Below are 12208 nucleotides of genomic sequence, written 5' to 3'. Positions count from 1 at the left end.
TCGCGCGTGGTTGCATTCGTCGCGCTATGCGGCTCAGGGAGGGGAGGAAGAGGGGTCATACCTCGACGGTACGAACGATGAAGGGCCGAGCATCCGCCCGGCCCTTCATCTGTGGAGAACTTCTAGCTGGCCTGCCGTGTGGCAATGTTGACGACCCGAGGGGCGCGAACAATCACGTTCACAATCTCGCGGTCTCCGAGGAACCGCGCGACGGCAGCCGAACCACGCGCCAGCTTCTCGAGGTCGGACGAGGAGATCTTCGGTGACACCTCGAGCCGGTCGCGCACCTTGCCGTCAACCTGCACGACGGCGGTGACAGACTCCTCGGTTAGCAGGGCAGGGTCTGCACCTCGCCAGTTGTAGCTCGAGATGGATGCCGGGTACCCCAGGCGCTGCCACATGTCTTCTGCGGTGTAGGGCGCGAACAGCGAAAGCCCGAGGGCGATCGTCTCGACGGCCTCGCGCACAGCTGCGTCGCCGCCGCCGGGCCCGCTGTCGATGGCCTTGCGGGCAGCGTTGACGAGCTCCATGATGCGGGCGACGACCACGTTGAACTTGAAGGCCTCGACCAGGCCGGGGGCCTCCGCGAGGAAGCGGTGGGTCACACGACGGAGTGCGATGTCTCCATCGCGCCAGTTGACCTCGGGCACGCTTGTCACGTCGCCAGAAAGCCGCCAGGCACGAGCGAGGAACTTCGACGACGCCGCAGGCGACACGTCGGCCCAGTCGATGTCGTCTTCGGGCGGCCCGGCAAACGCCATCGTCAGGCGGATCGCGTCGACACCGTGCTCGTCGAGCTGGTCTGAGAGTCGAACCAGGTTGCCCTTCGACTTCGACATCGCCGAGCCGTCCATCAGAACCATGCCCTGGTTCAGAAGCGCGCTGAACGGCTCGGTGAACGAGACGTAGCCGAGGTCGAACAGCACCTTGGTGATGAACCGCGCATACAGCAGATGCAGAATCGCGTGAGTGACACCACCGACGTACTGGTCGACGGGCGCCCACTTGTCGACCTCGCGCGGGTCGAAGGCCTTCGTGTCGTCGTTCGGAGACAGGAACCGCAGAAAGTACCACGAACTGTCGACGAAGGTGTCCATCGTGTCGGCGTCGCGCAGCGCCGGCGAACCGTCGCGCGGGTCTGCCACATTCACCCACTCGGTCGCAGCGCCCAGAGGCGACGTGCCCTTCGGCTGCAGATTCAGCCCTTCGGTGGGCGGCAGCAGCACCGGCAGCTGGTCTTCGGGCACCGGTATCTCGGCGCCGTCAGAACCGTGGATGATCGGGATCGGCGTGCCCCAATACCGCTGGCGTGAGATCAGCCAATCCCGCAGGCGGTAGTTCTTCGCAGCGCGCCCCGTTCCGGCGGCCTCGAGCTGCTCGGTCACGCGCGCGATGGCCTTGTTCTTGCTGAGCCCGTCGAGTGGCCCGGAGTTGATGAGCCGGCCGTCGCCGGTCAGCGCCTTACCCGTTGAGAACGGGTCGAGCGGTGGCAGGTCATCCGGCAGCTCGCCGTCGACCAGAACAGGGATCGCCCCGGTGACCGGCTGGTTGGTGTCGAGCACCACACGAACGGGCAGGCCGAACGCACGGGCGAAGTCGAGGTCGCGCTGGTCGTGCGCGGGAACGGCCATGACGGCACCGGTTCCGTAGTCGGCGAGAACATAGTCTGCCGCCCAGATGGGCAGTCGCTCGCCGCTGACCGGGTTGATCGCGTAGCGCTCGAGGAAGACGCCGGTCTTCGGCCGGTCGGTGGCCTGGCGCTCGAGTTCTGTGCTCTTCTGCACCTCGGTCAGGTACGCGGTGAATGCAGCTCGCGCCGCTCCGGACACCGAAGAGTCGGCGACGAGCTCGGCGGCCAGTTCGCTCTCGGGCGCGATCACCATGAACGTTGCCCCGTACAGGGTGTCTGGGCGGGTGGTGAAGACTGTGACAGGTGCCTCGCGGCCCTCGATGGCGAAGTCGACCTCTGCCCCGATGGAGCGGCCGATCCAGTTGCGCTGCATGCTGATGACCTTCGACGGCCACGTGCCCTCGAGTTGCTTGAGGTCGTCGAGGAGGCGGTCGGCGTAGTCGGTGATCTTGAAGTACCACTGGGTCAGCTTCTTCTTGACCACAACAGCGCCGCTGCGCTCTGAGGTGCCGTCGGGCAGCACCTGCTCGTTGGCCAGCACGGTCTGGTCCACCGGGTCCCAGTTGACCCAGCTCGACTTGCGGTACGCCAGGCCCTTCTTGTACAGCTCGAGAAACAGCCACTGGTTCCACTTGTAGTACTCGGGGTCACTGGTGTGGAGCACCCGCGACCAGTCGAAGGAGGCGGCGTAGCGCCTCATGCTCGACTTCTGCTGGTCGATGTTGTCGTAGGTCCACACCCGCGGGTCGATCTGGCGTTTGATGGCGGCATTCTCTGCGGGCAGGCCGAACGAGTCCCAGCCGATCGGGTGCAGCACATTGAAGCCCTGGTGACGCCAGTAGCGCGAGATGACGTCGCCGAGTGCATACGCCTCGGCGTGGCCCATGTGCAGGTCGCCAGACGGGTAGGGGAACATGTCGAGCACGTACTTGCGCGGGCGCTTGTCGTTCTCGAGGTCAGTGCGGAACGGCTCCATCTCATCCCACACCGGAAGCCATTTGTTCTGAATCGCTTCGAAATCGTAACGCGCGGTCTCGTCGTCGCCGATGCTGGTGCTTGGCGCGTTCGCGTCTCGTTCGATGGTCACGTAGATCTCACTTCGTAAAGGTATTGGCCGCCCGGGTGTCGGCCTGCGGAGGGCATGCAGCCAAACTCCACCCACCAACAGTACTAAACCTTGCGCGGCGAACGCCCAGAAGTCGCCCCGAGCGCATCGAGCAGAGGGGCCGCTTTCACCACGATCTCGTCGAGCTCCTCCTCAGGCACTGACAATGCTGTGATGCCGCCTCCCGTTCCGATGGTGGCATTCGCCCCCTCGATCACAATGCTCCGGATGCTCATGGCCAGGTCGACGCGGCCGTCGAGCCCGAAATATCCGAACGCCCCTGCGTAGATTCCCCGAGGCCCCTGCTCGAGATGGTGAAGAATGCTCATAGCACTCGACTTCGGCGTTCCCGTCATCGACCCGGCAGGAAAACACGCCTCGACGGCGTCGATGCCCGTCTTTCCCTCTGCCAGGTCTGCCGTCACGGTGCTGACCAGCTGATGAACGCTGCTGTAGGTCTCGACATCGAACAGGGTCGGCACACGCACGCTGCCGGCTCGGGCGACCTTGGCCAGGTCATTACGCATCAGGTCGACGATCATCACATTCTCGGCACGCTCCTTCTCGCTTCCGAGCAGCTCGTCGCGCAATTCGCGATCGCGGGCGGGCGTCGAACCACGGGGCCGAGTGCCCTTGATCGGCTTCGTCGTGACTCTGCCGCGCGGCGTCACGACCAGGAACTGCTCCGGCGACGAACTGAGCAGTGCGGTGTCGCCGAAGCGGAGATACCCTCCGTGGTGCGAGGGGTTGAAGGCCCTGAGTCGTTCGTACAGCCCGATTGGGTCGTCGGCATCGCTATGGCCGAGCGTGACGCTGATCTGGTTCGTGAGGCACAGTTGGTAGGCCTCGCCGTCGGCGATCCGAGCCTGGCACTCAGAGATGAGGTGAAGGTACTCCGTGTGGCTATGGCGCCAACGGGCATCCACCGGGCTGCGCAGCGACTGCCCGGCGGCGGGATCTCCCCCGACGGAGGGCGATTGACCGCGGCCGATCGGGGCCTCCCGTGCCGTCGAGGACCGCAGTCCGAGGAGTGTCTGCGTGGTCGCATCGAACCATTCGCCAACAGCTGTGGCCGTTTCATCGTCACCAAGAGCGAGCAACGTCACCGAACGTAGAGCGTGGTCGAATGCCACGGCCCGGTCGATGAACATGAACTGCGAGCCTTCGATCTCATAGGCGAGCCACCCCACCCAACCGAGCCGAAAAGCAGGGAGTTCTTCGGCGCCGCCACCGGCCACCAGTGGGGCGTTCTCCCCGACAGATGCCCGTGAGGTGGTCCCTGGTGGGGCCATCTCGTCCACAGCCGCCCGCAGAACGTCGAAGACTCGAGCCCCGCCTGCTGGATTGCGCTCGTGATCAGGGTCAGGCGCCCCGATGTAGCTCGTACCGACTTCGGAGTCTGCGCCGCCGTCGAGCCAGAACGAGGTCGGCGCGTTCCGGTACAGGGCGGCGAAAGCCACAGAAGGCTCGATCCACCCTTCGACCGTACGACTGACAACCCGGCGTGACATCGTTCCAGCGTAGGCCGTCGCCACCAGCCCTGCGGCGGACTCGGTGCGTACCGAGTCGTGATGACCATTCCGAGCGGTAGCGTGGAGGTCAAATGTCACCAACAGATTCCAGCGGGGCGAGCACGCCTGGTGAGCAACAGGAGCGGCGGTTTCTGTTTCGGGACGCCGCGTTCAGCCCGATTGCGACCGTGGCAGGCGACGGTGAGCACCTCCTGGTCGCCGACTCCTGGCTGGTCGCCAACGGAAGTGTTCGTGCAATCGACCTGCATCGGGAACGGTTCGCCACGTCGGCGCTCGAGCAGGGCTTCTCGAACAGGGTCGTTCTCGACGTGTTCTGGCGTGCCGCTGTGGAGGCGATACCGCCCATTCATCGCTGGTTCCCACGGGTGGAGCTCAGCACCGTCGAGGCGTCTTCCCCTCGCGCGAAACCCGGATTCCAGCTCTCGCTGCTGATGAGGCTCGCTCCCCCTGCAACACGAACTGCAGTGCTACGAACTCACGACGGCGATGACCCGCGCAGCATCCCGGGCATCAAGGGGCCCGATCTGCACAGCCTCGCAGCGCTTCGGAACCGGGCACGAACAGACGGGGTGGATGATCTGGTCATCCTCGATTCCGCCGACACCGTCATCGACGGCACAACGACGGCGATTCTCTGGTGGCGCGGCGACGAACTGCATGTGCCACCCGCCACCGCCGCCCGCGTGGACAGCGTCACCGCGCGGTCGATCGTGGTGCTGGCCCGTGCAACAGGGGTGCGCGTCGTCGAGGAGGCTGCAACCCCAGCCAGCCTCGCCGGAGCCGAAGTGTGGGCGGTCAACGCTCTGTACGGCATCCGCACGGTGACCCACTGGCACGGTGCCTCAGAACAGACCCGGGTGACCGAGCTCACCGTGAACCCCGCCAGGGCCGAGCTGTGGCAACGCAGGCTAGATTCGCTGGCTCGCCCGCTCTGACCCGCATCGCGCCCATGGCCGGGCGCTGGCCGACAGATCCTTGGTCACGGCAGAACCGCCAGGCCGCGGACCTTCAGACCACAACAAGAGTGTGGCGGTCTTTGCCGGCGCGTTTGGACTCGTACATCGCCTCGTCGGCCAGGCGGATGAGGGCATCGGCAGTCGCTGCGCCGTGGCCGTCGTCACCACCCCGATAGAGGCTGATGCCGATACTCGCCGACAGCGGCAAACCGTGTGCAGCACCTCCCAGGGGCAACCGCACGGCCTCACCCACTCGCGAAGCCACTCCCACAATGGAGTCCGCGTCGACGTCATCGCACACGATGAGGAACTCGTCACCGCCCAGACGCACCACCGTGTCGCCGAGGCGAACCGCATCCGTCAGTCGCGACGAGACCTCGCGGAGAACGAGATCTCCGCCGCGGTGCCCGAGGGCGTCATTGATCGCCTTGAAGCCGTCGAGGTCGACGAAGAGCAGCCCGATCGCGAGCTGGCGGGAGTCGAGGGGTTCAAGCACGCGCGCGAGCATCCCCTGGAGATACAGCCTGTTCGGCAAGCCGGTGAGGGCATCGTGGAGGGACTGGAACTGCATGAGTTGCTGCAGGGCGATCCGCTGCCGCACCACGACGGCCTGGTCGATGAGCGAACCGAGTACGTCGACCATCTTGGGTTCGATCGTGCGTGACCGACCGAAACCACAGAACAGAACGCCCACCACCTCAGACGCATCGACGATGGGCAAGGCAATGAAAGCCTCTATCCTGGCCAGCCGAAGCATTTCGGCGCGAGCCCCGAAACGCTCGCGGATCTCCGACACCGACGAGCAGCTCAGGGCTGTGCCGAGGCGCACGGTCTCCGCTTCGGGCGAATCATCTGCCAGTGACAGCGTTTCGCTCGACGAACGATCGCCGAAGGCACGCACCAGCTCGCCGGGTCGGCCGCCCACTTCTCCCGGCTCACCGATGAAGTACACGCTCACCTGGGAGGCATCAGTGGCAGACCGTGCTGCTTCTGCCAGCACGGAACCGAGTTGTTTCTCGCTTGCCGCAGCCGCGAACTGGGTTGCAGCCCGCTGGAGAATGCGAATCCTGGCCTCTGAGGACTCCGCTGTTCTCCGTGCACCCAGCAGTTCGCGCTCGTAGTTTCGCCGGCCAGTGGCATCGAAGATCGCAAATCTGATCAGCGGTTCATCGGCTGCAGTGTCGACGACCGCATTGACGAACACCGACAGGATCGAGCGGTCAGGCAACAACAGGTCCAGCGCGACCTCCTGCACCCTGCCCTCGGATCGCAGCTCGGGCATGAGGCGGGTCTCGAAGAAGAGCTTGCTGCCGTTGGCCAGCCGTTTCATCAGGTAGTTGCCCAGCACGTCGTCCCTCGACGTCGCAGCCATCTGCAGGAACGTGTCGTTGACCGCCGTCACGGTGCCGCTGGAATCGGTCGAGACCAGACCGCAGGGTGCACGAAGAAAGAGCTCGCGCCAGGCATCGGTGTTGCTCATCGTCAGGCTCTCACGGAGTGGTGCCGTGCAGGTAGCCCCGGATGGTCGCGTGAAGAGCCGCAGGGTTCGACAGGTGCAGGTAGTGACCGCCCTCATCGAGAACAACGAGGGTACTGCCGGAGATCTTCTCTCTCAGGTACTCGCCGACGACGACAGGAGCGACGAAGTCATCGGCCGAATTCACGATCAGCGTCGGAACCGACAGAGCACCGACGTCGTGCCGGTGGTCAGAGAGAAACGTGACCCTGGCGAAGTGCTCGGCCACGACGGGGTCGGTGTTCGCAAAGCTCTCATTCAACTCGGCCGCCAGCTCGGGCCGTTCCGCGTTGCCCATGAAGACCGGGGCCATGGCTGCGGCCCAGCCGAGGTGGTTGGCATCGAGGGAGTCGAGCAGCGCATCGACATCATCTGCCTCGAACCCGCCCACATAGCCCGTGTCATTGATGTACCGGGGTGACGGCCCCACGAGAACGAGTGTTCCGAACCGTTCAGGCTCGGCGATCGCCGCGATGACGCCGATCATGGCCCCGACAGAGTGCCCGACGTAGACCACATCGTGCAGATCGAGCGCACGGATGATCTCCAGAAGGTCATCGGCGTACCCGTGGAGCGAGTCGTACTTGCTTCGCTCGTAGGCAGCCCGGTCTGATTCACCAGAACCCACGTGGTCGAACAGGGCGACTCGATGGTCGGCTGCGAACATCGGTGCCACGAGCCGCCACATGCGCTGGCTCGTGCCGTACCCGTGGGCGAAGATCATCGGCCGCGCCGATTCGTCTCCCGACAGGGTCACGTGGTTACGGGTGAGCACTCCGCTGGGTTCGGCCGTCATTGTGGCGCAATCGCTGGCGTCATGCGATCAAGCCTAATATTCTTTCGGCCGCTGCCCTGTCGACCGTCACCCCCACTTCGCGGGCTGACGGAGTGGTTGCGGGTCAGGCCGAGTCGGGCATCCACAGCCGTGTGCTCACCAGCGCGGGCGCGACGTCGGCGTGCGAGATGAGCACGACCGATCGAGCTGACCCAGATGCCCGGAGCAGGTCGGTGATCAGCGCATCGGCCAGATCAGCGTCGACGTTCGCCGTCGGCTCGTCGAAAACGACGACCGGAAAGTCTGCGAGCAGTACCCGTGCCAATGCCAGGCGCTGCCCTTGCCCGCCCGACACCAGCGCGCCCTGCTCGCCGAGCGGTGTCCCGAGTCCGCCGCGTTCTTCGACCCACTTCGAGAGCCCCACCCTGTCGAGCACGCGCAGCAACTCATCGTCGCTCGCATCGTCGCGGGCGAAAAGCAGATTCTGCCGCAGCGAGGTGTCGAAGAGGTGCGGATGCTGCTCGCAGAGCCCCACGAGGGAACGCAGCTGTTCGGGCTCCAGCCGCCGGGCATCCACACCGTCGATCGTGAAAGCGCCGGCCTCGAAGTCGAGGAAACGCACCAGCACATGCGCCAGGCACGTCTTTCCGGAGCCGCTACGCCCGGTGACGAGCACGCGGTCGCCGGGCCGGATGACGAGGGAGACTCCTGCGAACGCCTCAGCCGTCTGCCCGGGCCATCGGGCCGACAATCCGGTGAGACCGATCACCGGTGCAATGCGGTGCGACTCCATCGATCGAACCGGTGCGACGCCGGCGGAGAACCCGACCGGGATCTCGACGGGAACGACGGTGGGCACTGCGGTCGCCACGCGCGAAGCGCTGACCGAGACCTGTCGCCATGCACCGACGGCCAGCGGAAGCACCCCGAACACCTCGAAGACGGCAATCGGAACCAGGGCGAGCATGGCCAGGGTGGGTGCATCGATGGACGTCTGGGTCGTTCCACCTCCGAAGGCCGGAACGCCGTACGTCAGCGCGAGGAAGGTCGCCGCACCGCTGAGGAGCGACAGGGCGGCGGCCGTCGCCGCGGAACCCCGGGCTCTCGAGACGGCAGCGGAAGTGAGCCGGCCCTCGGCGGCCCGGAGCGAGGCGAGCCGGTCATCCACCGCCGAGAAGGCTGTGAGCACGTCGAGTGCGCCCACGAAGTCGAGAGTCTGGTCGGCGAAATCTGCACGTAACGGTGAGAGGTCGCGGTCGGCCCGCGCAGCACTCCGGGAGTTTGCCGCGGTCGCGAGAACGAAGGCGAGCAGCAGAGTCACGGCGAGGGCCATACCGGCGGCAGGCAACAGGACCCACACGCCCACAACGGCAGCGAGACAGACGAACGCCGCGGTCAGCAGCGGCTGGAGAACACGGAGGGGGAGGTTCTGGAGCTCGTCGACGTCGCCCACGAGCCGCGAGAGCAGGTCGCCGCGCCTGGTGTGCTTCAGCCCATCGGGTGCAAGCGGCACCAGGCGTTCGTAGATGCCCACGCGCAGATCTGCCAGCCCTCTGAATGCGGCATCGTGACTGGCGAGGCGTTCAAGGTAGCGAAAGGTGGCTCGGCCGAGCGCCGCCGCCCTGACACCCACGATTGCGGCCGACAGGAAGAGAATCGGCGGATGCTCGGCGGCGCGGGTGATGAGCCACGCCGATGCGGCGAGGAGGGTGACTGCGGCAGCTGCGCTCAGCAGGCCGAAGGCGAGGCCAGGAGCGAAGGCGCGCCAGCGGGGCTGTGCGAGGCGGAGTACCTCGGAGGTGCGCATCGCAGCGCTGGTGTCAGTGCGCATGTCCGTGCCCATTCCCCTTGCTCGCCGCCGAGGCGAGTGCAGCGACCGGAGCGATCGCGGGTGTGTAGCCGCGCCGATCGACTGTGACGAGCGCATCAGCGGCTTCACGAAAGGCGGCTCGGTGCGAGACGCAGATGACGATCATCCCGTAGCCGGCCAGTTCGCGGAGCCCGTGGAGCAGCTCGGCCTCTGTTTCGGCGTCGAGCGCCGAGCTGGGCTCGTCGAGCACCAGAACAGAGCAGTCACGGTCGAGAGCGCGGTAGATCGCCCTGGCCACGGAGACACGCTGGGCCTGTCCGCCCGAGAGCCCGGCACCGTTGACGCCGAGTGCCGTGAGCGGGCTGAGCTCGCTGGCTGCCGCAAGGTCGAGCGCACGAGCAATCAGGGCTTCATCTGGTTCCTGAGCGCCGAGCGAGACATTCTCGGCGATGGTGCCGGCCATCAACTGCGACCGCTGGCCGGACCACGCGACATCGTCCAGCTCGAGCGGCCGACCACTCCGGCTCGTGTCGCAGCCCGTGCCGTGACCCGTATCTGGCGGGGGCTCTGAGGTACCGAGCAGCAGGATGCTGCCTCGACGCTGCACGAAACCGAGCATTGCGGCGACGATCGTCGACTTGCCCGCCCCGCTCGGGCCGGTGATGACCGTCAGCTCGCCCTGCCAAAAGGTTGCGGAAAAGTCCTGCACAACAGAGACCGCGCCATACGAGTGGCTGAGGCTGCGGATTTCGAGACGGCCGGGGGCAGCACCGCGGGGGCCCTTCTCTTGAGTGACCGGGAGGGCGGTTCCCGTGGGCTTCACCGGAGCCTTCACGCCGAGCAGGACGGGCGTATCGAGGATCTCGAAGACCTCGTCCGTCGCCGCGATCCCGTCGGCTGCAGCATGGAACTGCGCACCCACCTGGCGCAGCGGCAGGAATGCCTCTGGCGCGAGCATGAGCACGAAGAGCCCCACGCCGAGACCGAGACTGCCGTCGACCAGCCGCAGCCCGACCGAGACGGCCACCAGCGCCACCGACAGGCTTGCCGCCAGCTCGAGCACAAAACCGCTCATGAACGAGAGTCGAAGCACCGCCATGGTCGAGGTGCGGTAGTCGTCGGTGAGACTTCTGATGCGCGCGGCCTGGCGTTTCTCCCTCCCGAAGACCTTGAGGGTCGACAGCCCCTCGACCACGTCGAGAAAGCCACTCGAAAGCCGGCCGAGCTTCAGCCACTGCGCTTTCTGCGCCGATTCGGTCGCCCGGCCGATCAGGATCATGAAGACCGGAACCACAGGGAGCGTCAGCACCACGGTGAGCCCGCTGACCCAGTCCCCGGCGAACAGCACGGCGACCACCACGGGTGTTGCCACGACGGTCAGGATGAGCTGGGGAAGGTACTTCGAGAAATACGTGTCGAGGGCATCCAGCCCCACCGTCACAACCGTCGACACGGTGGCCGAGTTGCGCGACGAGAGCCAGGCAGACCCGAGCTGGGGCAGCTTCTCGAGCGCCGATCGCCGCAACTCACCCTTGACGACGGCAGCAGCACGGGCCGAGGTGTACCCCATCAGCCACACAGTGCCCGAACGCAGGGCGACCACGGCTGCGAGCGCGGCAAGCGAGCCGGCCAGCTGAGAAACGGATGCGCCGCCGACCGCGGCCACGACCGTGGAGCTCACCAGCCAGGCGAATGCGACCGTGCACGCCGTCTGAAGCAGACCGAGCAGGCCTGCGACGGCGAAGAAGCCTCGCGCTGACCTCGCATGAGCGAGAAGACGCCTGTCGACGGGTTTCACGTCAGGCTCGGGGCCGGGTTGCCCGCTGCCCCGCGGCCACTGCCGCCAGCTGCTGCATCACCATCACCCTCATCGTGCTCCCCCGTGATGGATGCCCGGCTGAGCCGCTTGCGGAACACCCAGTAGGTGAACCCCTGATACAGCAGGATGAGCGGCACGAACACCACAGCCACGCAGCTCATGATCGTGAGTGTGTAGGCCGACGAGGACGCATTCGACACGGTCAGGCTGTTCGCCGCGTCGTTCGTCGCTGGCAGAACGTCGGGGAAGAGCGAAGCGAACAGGCTGAGCACGGCGACAGCGATGGTGGTCGCCATGAGCGCGAACGACCAGCGCTCTGCCGCACGCAGGTTCGCGAGGAACGCCCCGATGAGCGTGATCGCCGCAACCACCGAGAGGATGCCCGACAGCACCGTGCCGAACGACACCGTCGTCCACACCAGGAAGACAGCCGCGACGACGATCGTCAGAAGCCCCGCCCGCGAGGCAAGCGCACGGGCGCGCGCCCTGATGGGCCCGTCGGTCTTCAGCGAGATGAAGACAACGCCGTGCGTGAAGAACAGCAGCAGGGTCGTGAGTCCGCCGAGCACGGCGTATGGGCTGAAGAGGTCGACCACGCTGCCGGTGAAGTTGAAACCCGCGTCCAGAGGCAGGCCCCGCACCACATTGGCGAAGACCAGCCCCCAGAGGAATGCGGGAACGGCCGAGCCGATCACGATCATCCGGTCGAATCGTCTCTTCCACGCCAGCTCCGGCCTCTGGTGACGGTATTCGAACGACACCCCGCGCAAGATGAGCGCCAGCAGGATCGCGAGAAAGACCAGGTAGAAGCCGCTGAACAGGGTCGCGTACCACTCGGGGAAGGCGGCGAACATGGTGGCACCGGCCACGATGACCCAGGTCTCGTTGAGATCCCAGATCGGACCGATGGTGTTGATCACCAGCCTGCGATCGGTGTCATCACGCCCGAGAAAGGGCAGTGCCATGCCCACACCGAAGTCGAAACCGTCGAGCACGAAGTAGCCGATGAAGAAGAACCCGACGAGAAGGAACCAGAGAACTGCGAGATCCATGAGTGCGACTGCT

Annotated in this window: 8 protein-coding genes; 1 reads left to right on the top strand and 7 read right to left on the bottom strand. The window is 65.9% G+C overall.

From position 1 onward, the window contains the following. Window positions 1-122: 122 nt before the first annotated feature. Both leuS and KPL76_RS09615 read right to left on the bottom strand, forming a co-directional pair. Complete coding sequence (leuS, locus tag KPL76_RS09620; protein WP_253202233.1) at window positions 123-2678, bottom strand: leucine--tRNA ligase; 2556 nt, start codon at window positions 2676-2678, stop codon at window positions 123-125. Between the two features lie 122 nt (window positions 2679-2800). Then, complete coding sequence (locus tag KPL76_RS09615; RefSeq protein ID WP_216332742.1) at window positions 2801-4246, bottom strand: anthranilate synthase component I family protein; 1446 nt, start codon at window positions 4244-4246, stop codon at window positions 2801-2803. 92 nt (window positions 4247-4338) lie between these two features. Between KPL76_RS09615 and KPL76_RS09610 the strand changes: the two genes are divergently transcribed. Next, on the top strand, window positions 4339-5202 hold the full coding sequence (locus KPL76_RS09610; protein ID WP_216332741.1) for an aminotransferase class IV: 864 nt from the start codon (window positions 4339-4341) through the stop codon (window positions 5200-5202). A 73-nt stretch (window positions 5203-5275) separates the two neighbouring features. Here KPL76_RS09610 and KPL76_RS09605 read toward each other — a convergent pair whose 3' ends face one another. The 5 genes from KPL76_RS09605 to cydB form a co-directional block, all read right to left on the bottom strand. After that, window positions 5276-6703, bottom strand: coding sequence for a diguanylate cyclase domain-containing protein (locus KPL76_RS09605; RefSeq protein ID WP_216332739.1), 1428 nt, complete (start codon window positions 6701-6703; stop codon window positions 5276-5278). A 10-nt stretch (window positions 6704-6713) separates the two neighbouring features. Further along, entirely contained in the window at window positions 6714-7535 is an 822-nt protein-coding gene (locus KPL76_RS09600) for an alpha/beta fold hydrolase (protein WP_253201981.1), read from the bottom strand. Between the two features lie 103 nt (window positions 7536-7638). Then, window positions 7639-9345, bottom strand: coding sequence for a thiol reductant ABC exporter subunit CydC (gene cydC / locus KPL76_RS09595; RefSeq protein ID WP_253201980.1), 1707 nt, complete (start codon window positions 9343-9345; stop codon window positions 7639-7641). After that, on the bottom strand, window positions 9335-11122 hold the full coding sequence (gene cydD, locus KPL76_RS09590) for a thiol reductant ABC exporter subunit CydD (RefSeq protein ID WP_216332731.1): 1788 nt from the start codon (window positions 11120-11122) through the stop codon (window positions 9335-9337). Before cydD ends, cydC begins: the two co-directional genes overlap by 11 nt. After that, the gene (gene cydB, locus KPL76_RS09585) at window positions 11119-12195 is read right to left on the bottom strand and encodes a cytochrome d ubiquinol oxidase subunit II (RefSeq protein WP_216332729.1); all 1077 of its coding nucleotides are present in this window, start codon (window positions 12193-12195) and stop codon (window positions 11119-11121) included. Before cydB ends, cydD begins: the two co-directional genes overlap by 4 nt. Window positions 12196-12208 lie beyond the last annotated feature (13 nt).

Source organism: Subtercola sp. PAMC28395, assembly GCF_018889995.1.
In the GTDB taxonomy this organism is placed as follows: Bacteria; Actinomycetota; Actinomycetes; order Actinomycetales; family Microbacteriaceae; genus Subtercola.
The sequence above is the reverse complement of the archived record's forward strand: the minus strand, read 5'-3'. Positions and strand labels throughout refer to the sequence as shown.